General features: G+C 40.7%; 20 protein-coding genes, 1 tRNA gene and 1 pseudogene. 12 read left to right on the top strand and 10 right to left on the bottom strand.

Going from position 1 to position 18,662, the window contains the following annotated elements; translation table 11 throughout:
• Positions 1-22 precede the first annotated feature (22 nt).
• From tyrS to gmk, 6 genes and pseudogenes are all read left to right on the top strand, one after another.
• Entirely contained in the window at positions 23-1,213 is a 1,191-nt protein-coding gene (tyrS, locus tag HWQ42_RS21165) for a tyrosine--tRNA ligase (protein ID WP_292815880.1), read from the top strand.
• A 14-nt stretch (positions 1,214-1,227) separates the two neighbouring features.
• Positions 1,228-1,959 (top strand): orotidine-5'-phosphate decarboxylase, encoded by a 732-nt coding sequence (gene pyrF / locus HWQ42_RS21170; RefSeq protein ID WP_292815832.1) that lies wholly within the window; start codon positions 1,228-1,230, stop codon positions 1,957-1,959.
• Entirely contained in the window at positions 1,956-2,636 is a 681-nt protein-coding gene (locus HWQ42_RS21175; RefSeq protein WP_292815834.1) for a hypothetical protein, read from the top strand. Before pyrF ends, HWQ42_RS21175 begins: the two co-directional genes overlap by 4 nt.
• 127 nt (positions 2,637-2,763) lie before the next feature.
• Positions 2,764-2,901, top strand: a pseudogene (locus tag HWQ42_RS35605) (DUF29 family protein); the annotation flags it as partial.
• Positions 2,902-3,259: 358 nt separating this feature from the next.
• A complete protein-coding gene (gene remA, locus HWQ42_RS21180) occupies positions 3,260-3,526 on the top strand; it encodes an extracellular matrix/biofilm regulator RemA (protein ID WP_041233849.1) in 267 nt (88 codons plus the stop codon).
• Positions 3,527-3,693: 167 nt separating this feature from the next.
• The gene (gmk, locus tag HWQ42_RS21185; RefSeq protein ID WP_292815837.1) at positions 3,694-4,293 is read left to right on the top strand and encodes a guanylate kinase; all 600 of its coding nucleotides are present in this window, start codon (positions 3,694-3,696) and stop codon (positions 4,291-4,293) included.
• 66 nt (positions 4,294-4,359) lie between these two features.
• Here the strand turns inward: gmk and HWQ42_RS21190 are convergent, their stop codons facing one another.
• The 3 genes from HWQ42_RS21190 to HWQ42_RS21200 all read right to left on the bottom strand — a co-directional run bounded on the left by HWQ42_RS21190 (position 4,360) and on the right by HWQ42_RS21200 (position 5,841).
• Positions 4,360-4,881, bottom strand: a complete 522-nt coding sequence (locus tag HWQ42_RS21190) for a photosystem I reaction center protein subunit XI (protein WP_292815839.1) — start codon at positions 4,879-4,881, stop codon at positions 4,360-4,362.
• Positions 4,882-5,157: 276 nt separating this feature from the next.
• Entirely contained in the window at positions 5,158-5,307 is a 150-nt protein-coding gene (psaJ, locus tag HWQ42_RS21195; protein WP_094339707.1) for a photosystem I reaction center subunit IX, read from the bottom strand.
• Between the two features lie 39 nt (positions 5,308-5,346).
• The gene (locus tag HWQ42_RS21200) at positions 5,347-5,841 is read right to left on the bottom strand and encodes a Photosystem I reaction center subunit III (RefSeq protein ID WP_292815842.1); all 495 of its coding nucleotides are present in this window, start codon (positions 5,839-5,841) and stop codon (positions 5,347-5,349) included.
• Between the two features lie 268 nt (positions 5,842-6,109).
• On the opposite strand from HWQ42_RS21200, the gene tsaD reads away from it, so the two are divergent.
• Positions 6,110-7,159 carry a tRNA (adenosine(37)-N6)-threonylcarbamoyltransferase complex transferase subunit TsaD gene (tsaD, locus tag HWQ42_RS21205; protein WP_292815845.1) on the top strand — a complete coding sequence of 350 codons (1,050 nt, stop codon included), beginning with the start codon at positions 6,110-6,112 and terminating at the stop codon, positions 7,157-7,159.
• Positions 7,160-7,250: 91 nt separating this feature from the next.
• On the opposite strand, the gene HWQ42_RS21210 is transcribed toward tsaD, so the two are convergent.
• Both HWQ42_RS21210 and HWQ42_RS21215 read right to left on the bottom strand, forming a co-directional pair.
• Positions 7,251-8,168: an alpha/beta hydrolase gene (locus HWQ42_RS21210; protein WP_292815849.1), complete on the bottom strand. Its 918-nt coding sequence runs from the start codon at positions 8,166-8,168 to the stop codon at positions 7,251-7,253.
• Between the two features lie 128 nt (positions 8,169-8,296).
• Positions 8,297-9,016, bottom strand: coding sequence for a hypothetical protein (locus tag HWQ42_RS21215; protein ID WP_012410214.1), 720 nt, complete (start codon positions 9,014-9,016; stop codon positions 8,297-8,299).
• Positions 9,017-9,522: 506 nt separating this feature from the next.
• Here HWQ42_RS21215 and HWQ42_RS21220 point away from each other — a divergent pair.
• From HWQ42_RS21220 to HWQ42_RS21240, 5 genes are all read left to right on the top strand, one after another.
• Positions 9,523-10,074 (top strand): GNAT family N-acetyltransferase, encoded by a 552-nt coding sequence (locus HWQ42_RS21220; RefSeq protein WP_094349467.1) that lies wholly within the window; start codon positions 9,523-9,525, stop codon positions 10,072-10,074.
• Positions 10,075-10,376: 302 nt separating this feature from the next.
• Positions 10,377-10,450 (top strand) — tRNA-Pro (locus tag HWQ42_RS21225).
• Positions 10,451-11,042: 592 nt separating this feature from the next.
• Positions 11,043-11,870, top strand: coding sequence for a Tic22 family protein (locus tag HWQ42_RS21230; protein WP_292815853.1), 828 nt, complete (start codon positions 11,043-11,045; stop codon positions 11,868-11,870).
• 25 nt (positions 11,871-11,895) lie between these two features.
• Positions 11,896-12,786 carry a peptide chain release factor N(5)-glutamine methyltransferase gene (prmC, locus tag HWQ42_RS21235; RefSeq protein WP_292815857.1) on the top strand — a complete coding sequence of 297 codons (891 nt, stop codon included), beginning with the start codon at positions 11,896-11,898 and terminating at the stop codon, positions 12,784-12,786.
• A gap of 150 nt (positions 12,787-12,936) precedes the next feature.
• Complete coding sequence (locus HWQ42_RS21240) at positions 12,937-13,014, top strand: hypothetical protein (protein ID WP_292815883.1); 78 nt, start codon at positions 12,937-12,939, stop codon at positions 13,012-13,014.
• 115 nt (positions 13,015-13,129) lie between these two features.
• Here HWQ42_RS21240 and HWQ42_RS21245 read toward each other — a convergent pair whose 3' ends face one another.
• The 5 genes from HWQ42_RS21245 to HWQ42_RS21265 form a co-directional block, all read right to left on the bottom strand.
• On the bottom strand, positions 13,130-13,504 hold the full coding sequence (locus HWQ42_RS21245) for a GtrA family protein (RefSeq protein WP_292815860.1): 375 nt from the start codon (positions 13,502-13,504) through the stop codon (positions 13,130-13,132).
• 269 nt (positions 13,505-13,773) lie between these two features.
• A complete protein-coding gene (locus HWQ42_RS21250; RefSeq protein ID WP_292815863.1) occupies positions 13,774-14,448 on the bottom strand; it encodes a class I SAM-dependent methyltransferase in 675 nt (224 codons plus the stop codon).
• 14 nt (positions 14,449-14,462) lie between these two features.
• A complete protein-coding gene (locus HWQ42_RS21255; protein ID WP_292815866.1) occupies positions 14,463-16,529 on the bottom strand; it encodes a hypothetical protein in 2,067 nt (688 codons plus the stop codon).
• A 96-nt stretch (positions 16,530-16,625) separates the two neighbouring features.
• Positions 16,626-17,528: a glycosyltransferase family 2 protein gene (locus tag HWQ42_RS21260; RefSeq protein ID WP_367119066.1), complete on the bottom strand. Its 903-nt coding sequence runs from the start codon at positions 17,526-17,528 to the stop codon at positions 16,626-16,628.
• Positions 17,525-18,334, bottom strand: a complete 810-nt coding sequence (locus tag HWQ42_RS21265; protein WP_292815869.1) for an NAD-dependent epimerase/dehydratase family protein — start codon at positions 18,332-18,334, stop codon at positions 17,525-17,527. The genes HWQ42_RS21260 and HWQ42_RS21265 overlap by 4 nt, the downstream gene beginning before the upstream one ends.
• Positions 18,335-18,662: the final 328 nt, after the last annotated feature.

An 18,662-nucleotide genomic window follows, 5' to 3' on the forward strand; every position in this document is an offset into this window, starting at 1 on the left:
AGCTAATAATGAATCTCTTGGAATAACGCAAGATTTTGCTTGGTTGCGTCGTGGTGTCGTAGAAGTATTCCCACAATCAGTTGATGTTAACAGCGAAAGTCTAGAAAGGCTCTTACTAACTACAAAGCAACCTTTAAGGGTAAAATTAGGGATTGACCCTACTGGTACTGATATTCATCTAGGTCATAGCATACCAGTACGAAAACTGCGAGGATTTCAAGATGCAGGTCATACAGCAGTTTTAATCATTGGCGATTTTACAGCACGTATCGGCGATCCAACTGGTAAATCTGAAGTGCGTCGTCAGCTTACAGAAGTAGACGTAGCTAAAAATGCTCAGACTTATCTAGATCAAGTACGTCCTATCTTGGATTTTGACACACCAGGAAGGTTAGAGGTGCGCTATAACTCCGAATGGCTCTCTAAGCTCAACTTAGAGAAAATTTTGGAGTTACTTTCTACGATGACGGTGGGGCAGATGTTAGCGAAAGAAGGATTTGCCGATCGCTATAAAAAAGAGAATCCAATTTTTATCCATGAGTTCCTGTACCCGTTAATGCAAGGTTTTGATTCGGTTGCAGTTGAGGCAGACGTGGAATTAGGCGGCACCGATCAGAAATTTAATATTGCTGTAGGCAGAGATTTGCAGCGCCATTTTGGTCAAAAGCCGCAATTTGGTATGCTGCTGCCCATTTTGATTGGCACGGATGGCGTGCAAAAAATGTCTAAGTCTTTAAGTAATTATATCGGATTGTCAGAACACCCAGGACAAAAGTATCAAAAGTTGCAAGGAGTTCCCGATAATCTGCTGTCACAGTATTTTGAACTGTTGACGGATTTACCTTTGGATCAACTGCCAGAAAATCCTCGCGATCGCCAAACACTCTTAGCATGGGAAGTTGTTAAACAGTACCACGGTGAAACGGCAGCCCAAGAGGCGAAAGAAGCAGCCCAAAGTGGCGGTAAAGAAGGTGCTGTTCCAGAATTCTCTCTAGCTGGTGTGCAGCAATTTCCTACGAAGTTAGCGTATATTCTCAATGTTACTGGCTTGTGCAAAAGTACGGGAGAAGGAAAGCGGAAAATTCAAGAGGGTGGAGTGCGTCTAGATGGCGATCGCATTACCGATGCTGATACCACTTTCGATGCTCCTGGTGAATTACAAGGTAAAGTTTTACAAGTTGGGAAAAATAAGTTTGTGCGCTTAGTGCCTTAAATGGGGAGTGGGGAATGGGGAATAGGGAACAGTTAGAACAACGAGTTATTGTGGCTTTGGATGTGCCAGATGAACAAGCTGCGATCGCTCTTATCGATCGGCTACCGCAAGTTAGTTTCTGGAAAGTCGGCTTGGAGTTGTTTACCAGCACTGGCCCGAAAATTCTGGAAGTGTTAAAGTCTCGGCAAAAGCGCATTTTCTTGGATTTAAAGTTTGATGATATCCCCAATACCGTTGCTGGTGCTTGCCGGAGTGCAGCTAGATACGGAGTGGATTTACTGACAATTCATGCTACTGCTGGTAGAGATGCTCTGAAAGCCGCAACTGAGGCGGCACAGGAAGGGGCTGCAAAAGCAGGTGTACAACCACCAAAGTTAATTGCGATTACCCTGCTAACAAGCATTTCTGCTCGGCAGTTGGCATTTGATTTAAAAATACCCCTAGAATTGCCAGAATATGCTCTAGAAATGGCCTTGCTGGCTCAAGAATCTGGTTTAGATGGGGTAGTTTGTTCGCCTCAAGAGGTGGCACAGCTACGACAAACTTGTGGAAATGACTTTTTGCTAGTTTGTCCTGGGGTTAGACCAACTTGGGCAGATAAAGGCGATCAAAAGCGATCGCTCACTCCAGCACAAGCCATTAAAGCCGGTGCAGATTATCTAGTGATTGGGCGTCCCATCACCGCTGCTACTGAGCCTGAGTTAGCTTGGAAGAGGATTTCTGAGGAGTTAACCACGGTGGCATGAAGCTAAGAGTCATTGAGACACTCACAGTACAGGGTGTAGGGCAGAACAATCTTGCCTCTTCACTTAGTCAGAAAAATTATAGTTTCCTTTTTGCTTGTGGCTTCTGGGTTGTAGTATCAAATAGCTTTGTTTACCCAGCCTTCTCAATAAACCCCACCCCTAAACCCTCGGTGCTAGCAGAAAGGGAAAATGTCAACAGTGGCGCGAAGTCTTTGTGTTCTGAGCAAAATTTAGAAACATTAACTATACAGCTACTGCGAAAATTACCTAGTTATACCAATCGCGCTAGTCAACGTGCCCGCCGCCTCAGTAGAAGCAGTGAGGTTTACAGTTATATGCTTGTGGCAGGAAAACCTGAGTTTACTCCTCTGCCCCTTAACCTTGAAGAATATAGTGCAGATGCGTCTAAAAGTGCTGCATCAAGAGTTGAGCAAGTTTTCTTTACTACCTTAGAGCGGCAGTACATAGGTAAGAAAGTTGTAGAATTACAACAATTTCACTGGTTGTTATTGACTAAAACTCAAAGTGGTTGGCAACTAGTGATGATGTTTTCTCAAGCTGGTTCCCATTCACAACAGCAGCCGCTATCTCCACCACGCGATAGTAGTAACGGTACTGTTGCCCAAGGGGTTAAAGCTTGGTTGCGCGATTGTGAAGCTGGAAGTTTACGTCAATAAAAGCTAATTCCCAATTTTCGCAAATTAGAAGAATATTAAGTAATGTCTAAAAATACTTACTCAAATTCTCGATAAATAGGATTATAACTTGTGGTTAGAAACTACATTGAAATAATTACAAGAACGAAATTTAGAGAATCTTGATTGGGATTATTTGATTGAGGAGATTGAAAGATTGGGTAATGAACAAAAACACAAGCTCGAAAGTTATTACTTCCTTAGAAATGCTCTGGCGCAGCATGGCCCTTTGTTAAAGATAAGCTAACTTTTTGCAGCGTGGCGTAAATAAACCCCTATTTAAAATCAGTAAAATGCTTACACTGTATTCATTTTGAATTTTGTTAGCGAGTCTGCAAGTGTCATTATGAATTTTGAATTCGCCTTGCGTTACTAGTTCCTTTGATCAAGATACATCACCTAGTTAGCTTGTATCAGTATGATTTTGCCTGTATCTTTAGGAAGATTTTTAGTAAAAATAGCTAATAAATAGCTAAAAGAAGCAGACATTATTTAAAAACGCAGATTGGCTTGAATTTAAGCGTTGTAACTCCCGTTTTTTGGCGATAACATGGAAAGAAGTTTATTTCAAGCTTTATCAAACCGCGTTTAGCGTCAGTTTTTTTATGGACATTCAGTTAATCAACATCGGCTTTGGTAACATCGTGTCTGCCAACCGAGTCGTTGCCATTGTCAGTCCAGAGTCTGCCCCGATTAAGCGGATTATTACCGATGCACGGGACAGAGGTCAACTGATTGATGCAACTTACGGTCGTCGGACTAGGGCTGTAATTATCACTGATTCCAGCCACGTAATTCTGTCAGCGATTCAGCCGGAAACAGTAGCGAATCGCTTTGTGATTTCTCGCGAGCATCAAACTGTAGATAATTGAGTAGCAGTGGGTTATTTCCCACTCCTCTTTGCACCGTATCGGTAGTACCATGTCAACTAGACAAATTTTCTGTCACTCTTGCTACCAATTCTTTAGTCACCAGTGGACTAGACCAGGAACACAAGACTAATGAATAATATGTATTGATTGATTCATAGGTTGAAGGGATGATGCCAGTTTTACCCATCCAGAGTAATGCGACTACCGAAGAATGCTTACATTTAGGCAGGTTAATCGTTTTAACTGGCCCCAGTGGGGTCGGTAAAGGCACTTTAATGCGATCGCTCCTAGAGCGTCATCCAGAACTCTATTATTCCGTATCCGTGACAACTCGTTCTCCTCGTCCAGGGGAAATCGATGGCAAAAGTTATTACTTTATCAGCCGCAGTAAGTTTGAGCAATTAGTTACTGAAGGTGAATTTTTAGAATGGGCAGAATTTGCTGGTAACTATTACGGCACCCCCCGTGAAGCAGTACTTAACCAAATTCATGCCGGGAAGTTGGTGGTGCTGGAAATTGAACTAGAAGGGGCAAGACAAATTCGTGCTTCCTTCCCCAGTGCCCTCAGCATTTTTATTTTACCGCCTTCTTTTGATGAATTAGAGAAACGAATACGCTCTCGTGCCCAAGATTCTGAAGAAGCGATCGCCCGTCGTCTGCTCCGCGCCCAAGAAGAAATTCAAGCCGCAGATGAATTTGATATTAGAATCGTTAATGACGATTTTGAAACTGCTTTAAATGATATTGAAGCTGTTTTGTTTAAATAAGTTAGGAGTTAAGAGTTAGAAGTTATGAATTTAAACTCCTAACTCCTAACTCCTAACTCCTAGTAATTAACCAAATAGACCTTGAATTAGTGCCAAATTACTAGTCAAAAAGTAAGCAACTACTGCACCACCAATACCACCAATCAAGAAAGAACTGCCGAAGTTGTTCCAGCTTTCTTTAGAGTTAAAAGCATCTGCTGGAGGCCTGGGTACGGTAACACTAGCAAGTGCTTTGGGTGGATTGCTATTTGCATACAGCGATAGAGCGCCGGTGAGAACTACAACCAGTCCAATGGCTGCCAGTAACCCAGCTAAGTTAGCATTATCTGTGTCCCGCAGTGGGCCTAATTTGGCAAAGGGGCCAAATAGCCAGTAACCATGAGCCATACCAACTTCTAAACCACGTCTAGCAGGAGCCAGACCTGGGCGATAAGCAGGTAAATTATTAATAAACCCCTTGACCAAGGGAGAAGAATTAACCGGGGTTTCTAGGTTGCCTAGCTGTGGATCGCCGAATGCGGGAAAAACAACTTCCCGATTTCTAGGATCGCTGGGAAGATTCTTTGATGCATCTACTGCTTGTGCCATATTTTATGTTCGCCTCTAAAATTAAAATGGTGGCATTTTTATATTAATAATAATTGTAGCTAAAGAAGCATTTTGTTTAGGAAGTTTAGAAAAATTAATTTAGCTTATTTAAAACTGTGAAACTCGCGATCTGTAAACAGTATCACGAGTTTCAAAAAACTATTTTTGCTGCCTATTTTAGTGATAATTCTGCCTAACTAAGCTGAATACATCAACTACACAATATTAGGCAAAAAACAAGACATTGATTCAACTATCCTCAATTCCATTTGACACTTATGGCAGTGGGTGGAAAAGTAGGTCGGGGAAAAAGCGGTTGAATTCAATCAAGATACCTGCTGTGATCGTCAGCCAGATGGTAGCTGCTACAGGCGCAGTGGAAATGAATTTAATCAAATAAGCTGATTGGTCGCCTTTGTCTGCCATGAATTTAGTCTCCAAAACGAATGAATTAGTTCAACTGATTTAGCGTGGGGAAATGGGTATTTCTGTATCCTTGGCTGCTAATTTTCCAGAGAGCAATTCTTGGACTGCTGCTACTGGCCAAGTAAAGCCTGACGCCATTATGGGTAGTGCCAAACCAAGATCGATTTGGATTTCTTTTTGTTCAGTGTTCGGGTCTTTTTTGACCGCTTGCAGATAGGCACGACCTACCCAGCCAATCCAACCAGCAATATATAGAAACAAAATGCTGGGGATCAAAAAGTCACCAGCACGATCTAGACGACCATCAACAATCAAGTGAGGATATCCTTCAGGACCGCACAGCGCCTGAGAATAACGCTCAAACCGCTTTCTCCCAGATTCGGGATCAGCAGTGGTATTACGGGCATTAGCAGCTAGCTCTTGAAAAGCGGGATTGTCTTTGCAGGGTGTCAAATTAGCCCCTAAAGCTTGCGCTGGGGGGGCAAAGTTGAACCAAAGACTAATCGCTAACATCAAAGCAAACAATCGTCGCATAGAGTTGTTTCCTTTTATTACAAAACAAGAAGTTTTTTGTACAAAACGAAGCGGCTTGTACAGTTGTTTATTTGCATAACTAGGAAGTCATCATACTCTTGGCTGGGAACCGAGTAAAGTTTAAGTAAATAAAAGTTAAAGCTTCTCAACCAAAATTAGTGCTGAGTGCTGAGTAACGAGTGCTGAGTATAAGAATTGTTGTTGTAGGGTAGTAAAGAAGCAAGATTTTCTCTCCACTATTCAGGACTCAGCACTCAGCACTCAAGAAATGACAACCGTTTTAGCAATAGAAACCAGTTGTGATGAAACAGCCGTCGCAATTGTTAACAATCGTAAAGTTTGCAGCAGTATTGTAGCCTCACAAATCCCAGTCCATCAGCAGTATGGCGGAGTAGTGCCAGAAGTCGCCTCTCGCCAGCACTTGGAAACAATAAATGTTGCGATCGCCCAAGCCCTAGAGCAAGCCCAACTAGACTGGGCACAAATTGACGCAATTGCCGCCACTTGTGCCCCTGGACTTGTAGGAGCGCTATTGGTGGGGTTAACTGCTGCCAAAACCCTGGCAATGGTACACAACAAGCCATTTTTGGGAGTTCATCACCTCGAAGGTCACATTTACGCAACTTACTTGAGCGAATCAACTTTAAATCCTCCTTTCCTTAGCTTACTGGTTTCAGGCGGACATACAAGCTTGATTTATGTCAAAGATTGTGGTATCTACGAAACCTTGGGACAAACCCGTGATGATGCTGCGGGTGAAGCCTTTGATAAAGTGGCGCGATTGTTAAAGCTGGGTTATCCCGGTGGGCCAGTGATTGACAAGTTGGCACAACAGGGCAATCCTCAAGCCTTTGCTTTACCGGAAGGAAGAGTTTCTCTACCCGGTGGGGGGTTTCATCGTTATGATGCGAGTTTTAGTGGGTTAAAAACGGCTGTATTACGTTTAGTGCAGCAGTTAGAGAAAGATAGTGGACAAGTGCCGGTGGCAGATGTAGCAGCTAGCTTTCAGGATACAGTAGCGCGATCGCTAACCAAAAGAGCGATCGCCTGTGCCCTAGACTATGGTCTAGATACAATTGCCATTGGTGGCGGTGTAGCAGCTAATAGCGGGTTGAGAAAAAATCTCCAAGCCGCCGCCGTTAAACATAACCTACGCGTCCTCTTCCCACCTTTAAAATTCTGTACCGATAACGCCGCCATGATTGGCTGTGCCGCCGCTGACCATCTATCCCGTGGTCATACGTCCCCCTTGACACTAGGCGTTGAATCTAGGTTAGGGCTTACTCAGGTAATGAAGTTGTATCAAACTATTGAGTAGTCATTTGTCATTTGTCATTTGTCATTTGTAACTATCAATGCCCAATGCCCAATGCCCAATGCCCAATGCCCAATGCCCAATGCCCAATGCCCTATACCCTATAACTATTGACTATTGCCCGGATGTGATCGGCCACTGCATCCGGCTGTTCCAACATAGCCAGGTGTCCGCAATTCGGAATTTCCAGAACATTGTCACCACAATATTGAAAAAGCCTGTGAAAGCTGGCTAAATGGCGCACATACTTGGGTTCCATAACTTTGTCTTCCGCACCAGCCAAAAAATAAACTGGCTGCTTCAGTTGGGATACTAACTCAGGTAAACGATTGATTTCTTCTTCAGTTGTGGAGTCTAACAAAGTTCCCAGAGCCGCTTCTGGGTCAGCCACAACGAAATCTATTACTCGCTGACGTGCCCAATAGCGGTCTAAAGGACGAGCCACACTAGCTCTAGTAAACAGCAAATCAATTAAAGGCACTTGAGACAGCCAGCGCGGACGGACTTGCAAAAATTTCTGACCCGCCGAGCGAAACTGCTCAAAGGCTTCTTTGAGGTAAATACCACCGCCAGCGTTGATACAGATAACTCCCTTAACACACTCAGGCATTTGATCTGCTCCCCAAAGAGCGATCGTCCCGCCTAATGAATGACCAATTAGCCAAGCACTCGTAATATTTAGCTGTTTCAGGAGAGCTGCTAAATCCTGAGTATACGCAGCAGGAGTATAAAGAGAATCGAAAGATGAGCCAGCCGCATTACTGGAGATGGGCGTCAGACTCAAAGACGTTTGTGCTCGACTAAAATCAGTTTTTACCTGGGATTGGGATTCACCAAAACCCCGCAAATCATAGGACAGGCACTGCAAATCATCTGATAGGCGGGAAATCACAGGTTGCCAATATCCACGGCTATTGAGCCAACCGTGGATAAATACTAAAGCATGGGGGCAGGAAGTGGGAGCCGTTAGCTCGTATGCGTGTGGAACGCCCAAGATTTCGATAGTTGCCATACTTGTATCGTACCCTTAAGGACGGGTGCGACTAAATACTAAAGTGGAAAGAGTTAGAAGTCAGGAGTTAAAAATTCTTAACTCCTAACTCATAACTCATAACTCCTCACTTTTTTTTCTCACTTTTTTTATTTACCCAGCAACCTCTGTCGCACTCCTTCAGCAATTTTGTGACCCAGATATTCAGGAATGAGGCTTTCATTCGGCCCTAACAAGTAGAGAATTAGCCGTGTACGTCCGCGCCAAACCAGTAAATTGGCATTGACTACCAGAAGGTCTTCCTGCCAGATAGCATACATCACTTTGTAGAATAATCCTGGTTGATTATCAGCTTCAATCACTAAGGCAGGGAGATGAAATACCGGATCGACATAAAACTCAGTTTGTACCTGCTCTAAGCCAGTGTCAAGATTAAATTCTACTGCCAGCATCTCTTCTACCTCAAACCGACCTCCTAAAGCCTCGCGAATGGCGCGACAAACATTTTCTGCGGTTTTCTCGGTCAAGGCTTTACTACCACGAGATACCAACAGTTTGATAAAAACTAACATTGGTGGACGGATTTGACCGTATAGACTTAAACCGTGGATAGTCAACCCATAAGCTGCTAGTACACCAAAAATATCGCTGAGGAGAAAAGACTGGTTGCGGTAAGCAAAATGCAGGGCACTTTTGCTACCTTCCGGTTTCAGCTCAATAACAGCGCGTCTAGTTTTATAGAGACGGTAGGCTAACCGCAAATTTTGCAGTTGAATTTCACTACTGACGAATTGCTCATAAAACTGGGGAAACGCTCGGTTAAAGCGCTTTAGGAGTTCCAGTGTCGAAGATTTTAAACCAGAAGCCATTGTTAAAGGTAAGACTCGCTTGCTTTCGTCATCTGGGGGCTGGGTGTTGGGGTTTGGGTGTTAAGGGATGGGGACTGAGGATTGGGGACTGGGAGGAAGGAGCAAGGGAGAAGAGTTTTCCCCTCTCCCCCTGCACCCCACCCCTCTGCCTCTTTATCAATGCCCACCAATCCCGTTGTATACAATTCATTCCTAAGCTAACGTGCATTTAAGCTCTAATACGAGCAATTGCCAGGATTAGGTTTTATCCATTATGAATTTTGAATTTTGAATTGTTTATATCCTTACCCTTTTGGTGAATTTCTCCTAGCCTTTACAACAAAATGCTAAAGTTGAAAATGATTGGTGTGAAACACGCTATAACTGGCTATTACCATTGCAAATCCCGAAAACAACCGAAAAACTTTGAGTGTAAAGGGTAGTAAATGGGGGTAGCGATGTTAAAAGTGAATCAACACTCCTGAGAGTGGAAACCAATTCAGTTATACTACCCGAACCGCGTTGGCATGGGTTTTTGGAAAACTTGGTTTAGTACTCCTGAATCTGTAGGGACAAGTAGGACAAACCCCTTTGAAGAGCATACAGCGGAAACTGCGGGCAACTCCAGCCCCAGTAGTATTAGCGAAGCTGCTTCAAAGGAGGCTCGGATCGTCTTCAGTACGGAACGAGATATTGACCTATATGAGCTAGAAGAACTCTGTGATGCAGTTGGTTGGTCGCGTCGTCCTCTAAGAAAAGTAAAAAAAGCTATTGAGCATAGTTTTCTCGTTGCCTCAATGTGGCAAGTGAGAGGAAACCAAAAGCGGCTCATTGGTTTTGCCCGTGCTACCTCAGATCACGCGTTTAATGCCACTATCTGGGATGTAGTGGTTCACCCAGACTTTCAAAGTCAAGGGCTGGGCAAGGCGCTGATGAAATACGTTCTCAAAAAACTTAGGAGTGAAGAAATTAGTAATGTCACTCTCTTTGCTGACCCCCATGTTGTAGATTTCTACCGAACTATGGGGTTTATGGCTGATCCAGAAGGCATCAAAGGTATGTTCTGGTATCCTCACTAATGCTCAATCCAAATAAAACCCGATTCGCACAATAAAATCAGGTATAGTAGTACAAATCTATTATTTAAATTTGGTTTGACGAGGTTTAGCCGACGAACGCACAAGTAATATCTCTTGTAAAACTAAGTCGGCAGACAAACCTTTATCAGTCTAAATGTTTAATCTAGCTAGTATTTGCAGAATATATAAATATATTAGGCATGAGCGATGTTATGTGATATAATTGCCTTAACGCTTTTATGAAAGCGCGATCGCTTTGATGGGGAGCTAAAAACCAAACCCAAAAAAGTGGATGAGTATAACGGGATGTAGCGCAGCTTGGTAGCGCGCCTGCTTTGGGAGCAGGATGCCGCAGGTTCAAATCCTGTCATCCCGATTTAATTAATATAGTTAACAGCTAGGGTAGTTAGTTAGGTTTTATTTACTAATATCTGCAATTTAATTGGATATTTTTATGGAGAAGACTAATTAAGCTGTTCTCCTGTTGAAGCTTAACAGGTAAATTTCGTAATTAAGTAGTAAGGTGATTTTTAACACTGAGCTTTGTATAGATTAGAGAAGATATTAAAGCAATCGCAGATGGAACGATTGATGAACTAATAGCGTCAACTAATTTTAGAAAAAGCCGATAAAATGGCATTTATCATCTCCAAGGTTGGAGAGATGGAGAGACTTTTTGCTGTTTGAGAAGGCATATAATAAGCATCTACGGCATTTCGCGGTCAATAGCGAAGCGAAACCTAGAAAAACACAACGTTAGCACAGCCAATTTGTGAAAACGATACTACAGCAACTCTAAATAGTTAGGGAACATTGGATTTTGACCGTTGACGCTTAATACTCAACCTCAACGCGCACAATGAATTTTTCACAACTAAAATGAATTGCTATATAACTAAAGCTAGTTGGTGCTGTGCAAATCCAACCATTTGTTTAATTTAATTGGACTATTGATGCGAGGAGCAGTCATGAAATCATTTATCCGCTTAGGCGCAACATTGGGTATAGCTGGCAGTGTATTTTTAACAGGGCTTTCAGGAATAGGCAATCTACCAGGAATGGGCAATCTAGAGGCGATCGCTCTGCCACAAGATCAGGTAGTGAAAAAGCTCCAAGAAGTGCCTGTATTCACGCTCACCAATCCTAAAGGCGAATTCGTAGTTCTTTCGAGAAACAACGCAAACAACGCATCCAAGCCTGTATCACAAGTGGGATTTTTTATTAGCAAGCAAGATGCTCAAAAATTCCTTGACAATCGCCTCAAAAAAGAAAATCCCCAGTTAGCAAGCACTCTACAGGTTAGACCTTTGTCCTTGGCAGACTACTATAAAATAGTCCAAGAAAGCAAAAAGAAATCAGATTCTGTGATTTATACTTTAGTGCCGACGCAACAGCAAGTAGCCTCGGCAACAAGTATGCTCAATCAAAACGGTAAAAAGGGACAGCAATTCAATGGTATTCCCCTATTTGTACCCAAATTTAAGAAAGATAATAGCTATTTGACTATTCCCCTTGCTAAAGGTAATGAGCGATACATCCCTTTCTTTTTTGAGAAAGAACAAGCAGTTGCTTTGTTAGAAGAATTCAAAAAAGCCGTACCAAAGGAAGGAGCCAATACTGAAATTCAGGTGGTGGATTTGTACGGCGTTATGGAAGCTCTCAATAGCAGCACCGATCCTAGTATCAATAAAATTGTTCTGTATCCATCACGGGAGTCGATCAACTTTATTCGCTCCCTTGCGCCAAATCAATCACCAGCAGCCAAGCCAGCGGCTGCCCCCGCTCCGAAAAAATAACGGATATGCGCTCCAAGGTTGAGGTATGGGGGAGAAACATCTGATAGTCTCTGGTTTACAACTTTGGCAGTGGCGGAATGCAGCTCTCGAAGCAGCGATCACCACTGATGTCCCACCAATGGAGGTAGATTGGTTACTCCTGGAAGTTGCTGGATTAGACCGCTTGGCACTGCGCTTGGAGTCTTTTAAAAACTGGCCGCAAATTCAACTGCAATTGCCTCTAGAAGAGTTAGAACAGTTGTGGCAGAGACGATTAAATGACCGCTTACCAGTGCAGTACATTGCGGGGGCTACAACTTGGCGTCAGTTTAAAATTGCGGTGTCGAGTGCGGTTTTGATTCCTAGACCAGAGACAGAGTGTTTAATCGATTTAGCTGAAGCATCTACTAGCAATGTTTCAGGACACTGGGCAGATTTGGGTACTGGGAGTGGTGCGATCGCACTGGGATTAGCAGATGTCTTGCCAAAAGCAACAATTCATGCAGTTGATTACAGTTTAGAAGCTCTGGCGATCGCTCGAACCAACGCTGATAATTTGGGTCTTGCTGACCGGATTCAATTTTATCAAGGTTCTTGGTGGGAACCACTGACATTCCTTAAAGGTCAGTTTAGTGGTATGGTGTCGAATCCTCCCTACATACCCACCAGCACCTTACCTACTTTGCAACCAGAAGTACTTAACCATGAACCACATCTAGCTTTGGATGGTGGCGCTGATGGCTTGGATTGCATTCGCCATTTGGTAGAAATCTCACCTAGTTATTTGCAACCTGGCGGCGTGTGGCTAATTGAGATGATGGCTGGACAGGCCGATGAAGTGCGAGAACTTTTGCAAAATCAAGGTAATTATTGCAATATTCAAATTCATGCTGATTTAGCTGGAATTGAACGCTTTGCCCTAGCTTATAGAAGTTAAGTTTTCCCTGACTGCATTTGGCTATCTCTATTTTTTTGAGCCATTCCAATATCACTCGATTATCATCAATTGCATTGGCAATTTGTCGCAAAAAACTATGTGCTTGTGATATATCTACCGATATTCTGCATCTATATCTAACCTTTATATATGTTTCCTAAATATTTTGAAACAATAGCCTGTGAGCATTTAGTAGGAACAGGAGTAAAACCAGAAAAGCTTTTATAATTTCGATTTCAGACACAGTAGTAGGAGCAAAAAGCTAGAATTTGCGCTGAATTCTACCATATTGAGCCTTCCTTTAGAATGAAATAGCCCTGGCTAGGCAGCAGGTAATTGAGTTTTATTTATATTTTTTAAAAACAAATATTTTATTTAATGTATATGATATTAACGCCAGAGGAAGTAGAATTAAAGCTCCTGCCATGAAAAGACTAATCTTGTAAATTAGCAATAATTTTATAAAAAATAATTGCAGTGAATAAATAATTGTATAAACTCCTATAAATCTAAAAATTAGAGCATTGCTTTTCTTTTTAAAAACGATAGCTCCAATAGTTTTAAAGTTAAAAAATACCCCGCATATAGTTGATATTAAAGCGGCAATTTCATAGTGGAAATTTAGTAAAATCAGCAAAGCAAATAGCGAATAACCGAAAAGTGTATTTATCCCCCCTACTATCAGAAACCTTATAAATCTTTTTGATAAAAAATGCATAATTTTAATTTAATAACCTTGATATTAAATTTATTTTGCATGGAGATTTTTTGTAGCCAATAACAGCTAGATTACCTGCCGGAATAGAAATCGGCAAATAACCAATTTTTGTTTTTTTTTAAAACAATAAAAAGCTGCTTAATCTTTTTAGGTAGTGGAAATAATTTTAACCAGTAATGTAACGGATAGCAATTGAATAATATTTGAGTTTTTATTCTAACAAACCCACTATCTTTTAATAAATACCTAATACTATTTTCAGAAAATAACTATAGATGTTCAATATCAAAAATAGGAGACTTAGTTTCTAAAATTTTAGCTGAGAGAGCGCGATGATTATGACAAATGAAAAAGACAGCACCCCCATCTTTCAGCATAGCGTAACCATCTTGACACATTTGCTTAGGATCGTACAAGTGTTCTAGGGTTTGAAAAGAGGTAACGAGACTAAAGATACCCAGTGGAAAATCCCCAACTCTGAAAAGACCATGCTTAATTAAGGGTCGAATTTCATTCTTAGCTGCTAGTATAGGAGCTTTGGAAGGCTCTACTCCAGTAACACGAGTGAATCCTCTACAAAGTAATTCTTCTAAAAATCCTCCATCCCCTGTACCAATATCAATTGCACCATCAAGATTAGGTAGCTGTTGTATAATCTCAGGTAATAAGCTGCCGTAGGTTCTACTGGCATAACGCGCTTCTTCAGAACTATCAAAGGCAGCTTCATGATAGGCTGTTGCTAAAACATTCTGTTTAGGAATTGGACTAGCATAAAGTAAGTCACAAACTGGGCAAGAAATCAGCCTGTAGTGCATGTATTCAGGCAATTTACGAGATGCAAAGGCAAAGCTATCCAATAGATTGAAATCAAAATCGGCTTTTGCAAAGACTTTGGATTGATTGTTGGAACCACATACAGGGCAAGAACGACTAACCATTTCCATATATTTTCTCCAAGTTAACGATTGATTTTCCAGATAGTTACTTTTTCAGATGAAGTTGGAATAACTTTATTAGAGCTTTCCCAAATAGGTTGCATACAGGCTGGATCATTTATAAGTAAGGGATGAGTTGAATACTCGATAAGATGGGTTGCTGGCGTTGCCATCAGGAGTCGGCAAAATCGCTCTGATTTAGCTGTTGTCCATAAATCTTTAATAACTTGTCTACGATTATCTGAGGGATAGACTCTCAATGATTGCTGGTCTACAGTATTACCCGCCCCTTCTAAATAAGCAGCTTTTCCACTAATACCACTTAATAAAAAAATATCATCATCAACATACTTGTTCGTCAATATGACAGAGTTTTGTGGCGTTTTGTCATGAATATAAGTCATAGCCATTCGTTCGTTAGTATTTAAGTTAACTTGCTCGGAAAGTAAGTTAACCATTAAGCGGCTTGGTCTAGCAAGTTGTTGAGCAATAAGAGATAGTACGACAAAAGCAACTACAGTACTAATCTGCATGGATATGCTTAAGGATAGGTGAGGCCGGACAAACTGGTAAACTTGATAGAGTCCAGGAATCGCTAGTAAAAATGGATACCAAGATGTTGGTAATAGCAGTTGTCCCCCAACTGAATAATTGTCATAATCAGTTGTTAAACATATCGCACCTAAAGTTGACACGACTACCATCCACACACTCAGGCTAGTAAAGAGTAGAAACTCTTGACGTGCTGGTTTGCAGAATAGGTAAATAATATTAATAATAAGCAAAGGAATACCTATCATATTCAAGGCAACAAAAGCAGACATAGATACTATTTGCCAAACCCATTTAAATACTGTTGAGTTATGAATTAAACGGCTTAAGAAGTCATAAATTTTTGTAGAAAATGGCCAAGAAGTCATCCAGTTAGTCCAATCTTTGGGATCTGTTAAATTATTAAAGCCTAACTTGAGACTGGTAGTACCACTCAAATAGATAGGAGATTTCATCTCCAAATAAATTAGTAAACTTAAAGTTACAGCAACACCAACAGCAACAAGATATATTCTTTGCCTAGTGCGCTTCCAGCCGTAGGCTGACAGTAACACAAAACCTGGCAGCATTGGTAAAAATACATGAATCCGAAAACGGCTTGTTGCCACCACCATGATTGCAGCAATAATGAGAAGCACATTAACAGGTTGTTTTTTATAGCAACGAATAGAAATGAGCAAAACTCCAAGGAGAATTCCATAAGCGACTAACATCCCACTATACATTTGTGGACTGGTTAGGATCGCTGGCTCTATTCCACTGGAAACATGGGGAAACAAAGTAAAGTAAAAATAGCCAATCTCGTTTTTCACCAAAGGTGGGTATGAGATAGCTGTAATATACATTGTTGCTGTTGCCAGATATGCAGCAACTCTACTTCTAGTCAAAGTTTTGACGATACTATAAAGTGCTAGACACATTCCAATTTCGATAATGATGTAATGATAAACAATGTGTACCCGCAGCATATCTGTCTGACCTGTGAAGCGTGAAAGCAGCATGGTGGTCAGATGGGGAAACATGTGGTAAGCACGTTCAGGTGTTCTTGCTCTTGCAGATTGCTCTAGAGGTGGTACGTGTCTAGCCAATTCGTATGCTTGACCTGTATGGTAATAATGATCTGCATACAGCGTCGATGTATAAGTATTAGTTGTATGGTTATATTTCCAGGCTATTTGGTAGGGAATATTAACTACTAAACTTACTGCAATTAACAAAGCAAATACCCAGTCAAACAGCTTCCAGCTAAAATATTTAATTTGAATGTTCAACCAATACTTTTTACGAATTGAATAAATGATCAACCCAATAAAAATCGTAACCTGCCCAATATAAAATAAAAATTCAAGCTTAAGTATAGCCAAACCAAAGTAAATTAAAGTTGTTAATGTATAGCTGGCGATCGCACTGAATGTAAAACGAACTATCGGCTCTTCTACTTGTCGCCTTAACAACAGATAAAACAACGCACTCAAAGGCATCCACAGTCCAACTATACCTAAACTAAAGCGCAATAATTCAAACAAATCCCATTCCATTGCTACCAAGTAATAGACTAGAGAAAACAAAGTAATAGTAAGACAATTAGAGTAATAAAACTTGATTTTTTTGAACTATTTTTTCTGATGTTTCAATCATATTTTTTCTTTATATTTATTTAATTTTTTAACACTATTATAAGCGGATCTAACTTCTCCATCTTTAATAATTGTGTGACGAATAAAATGGGGTCTTTGCTTAACTTCCTCAAATATCTTGGCAATATACTCAGCAACAATACCAAGACCGAATAGATTAACTGAGCCAAAAAATAAGATGGTAAGCAAAACAGTAGTTATGCCTTTAGGAGCCAAACCAGGAAACAGAATTCGACTAAGAATTTGCATAATTGCTAACAATAGGGTAACTAGTAATAATGTTGTTCCTAGAAAACTGAGAATAGTTAAAGGAGTATAGCTAAAAGACAAAATTCCTTTCTTCGCCCAAGCAATATTTTTTGCTAAATTATTAGTAGTTACACCAAACATTCTTTCTGGTCTTACATAATCTATACCAATCTGTTTAAAACCCACAAATGCTCTTATTCCTCGAAGAAATAAATCTCGCTCAGGAAACTGTAAAATTGCCTGAACTACTTTTTTGTCCATCAAAGAAAAATCTCCTGCATCATGAGGAATTGAAAGATATGAAAAATAATCAAAAATTCTGTAGAAAGCTTTATAGGCAAGCTGCATAAAAAGAGGGGCTTTGCGTTTTGTCCTATTACCATAAACGACATCATATCCTTCACGCCATTTTTCAACAAACTGTTCAATTAATTCTGGTAAATCTTGAAGGTCTCCATCAAGTAAAACACAAGCATTTTTAGTCGCTATTTCCATACCACTTTTGAAAGCAGCTTGAGAGCCAAAATTACGGGAATGAGAAATTCCAATTACTCGTTTATCAATCCGGGAAATTTTCTGAACGACTTCTTCAGTATTATCAGGGCTACAATCATTAACAAAGATAATTTCATAGTCAATATTCAGTTTTATAAATGTCTTTTACTAATGTTAAATATCTTACTAGCAAAAATTGCTACGTCACTAATAGTCATTTTTTGACTACTACCAATATTAAATGACTCCCCATAATCTTCCTTTTTTAAGTTCAATGCAGTATCAATAAATGCTTCACAAACATCCTCAATATAGACAAAATCTCTAGAAATATCAGGACTGACAAAATTAGGATATTTGCTCTCAAGCCCGCAGCGAATCAAATTCGGAGTTAGCCTCGATGAATCTTCTAGGGGACCATAGACAGAATATAATCTTAAATTCGCGCAAGGCAGTTGCTTTTTCTTTCCATAGAAATACAAGAGATTGGCACAAGCAATCTTAGAGACTGCATAATCACTATTAGGGGCAGGTAGCTCAGTTTCACTAGGGCCAGCAGATTTGTCTCCGTATTCAGAAGAACTTCCAGCATGAACATAACAGGAGATTTGGCGAGAGGCTAGTCGCTCTAAAAGTTTGGCAGTTAGGTTAAAGTTGGTTTGATAGATCAATTGGCTATCCTTTTCAAAGGAATAAGCTCCAAAAGCCACGCAGTTAAATATTGTTCCCGGCTTAGTTTTATCTATTAAAAAATCTAGGTTAGAATCTACTAGCAAATCAACAACAATAACATTCTTCTCACTCAGTCCCTCCAATCGCCAAGCAGGGAAGCGAGAAGTAGTACCAAAGACATCTTCTCTGAGTTTGAGCAATTGCCTCAGTAAATTGGCACCAATAAAGCCACTACCACCGAGAACTAAAATCGGACCCTGTAGCCGCCTAATTTTTTGATCTAAATCCATAAATTACCTCTTCAGTTCTCTAAATGATGCTGGTAGGTCTAAGCCAGATTCTCAATGACGAAAATCGTGTGTAAACGGAGGTATTGTACAATTCATCTCTAAGAGGATGTTTGAAAAGTCTAAATTATTACTAGCCTTGGCGACTAGAAGTCGCGGCTATACAGACAAAACCCACCTGCGTGGGTTAAGAAGCTTGATTTTTCGTTAGTCCGCGTAGGCGGACTTTGTTCGTGTAGCCGCGATTTCCAATCGCCCAAAACTTTTCAAACATCCTCTAAGGGACTTCCAAAGAATAAATTATTCCAAGAAAAACAAGAAATATGTTTTC

The organism is Nostoc sp. JL23 (genome assembly GCF_017115065.1).
Taxonomy (GTDB): domain Bacteria; phylum Cyanobacteriota; class Cyanobacteriia; order Cyanobacteriales; family Nostocaceae; genus Nostoc; species Nostoc punctiforme_A.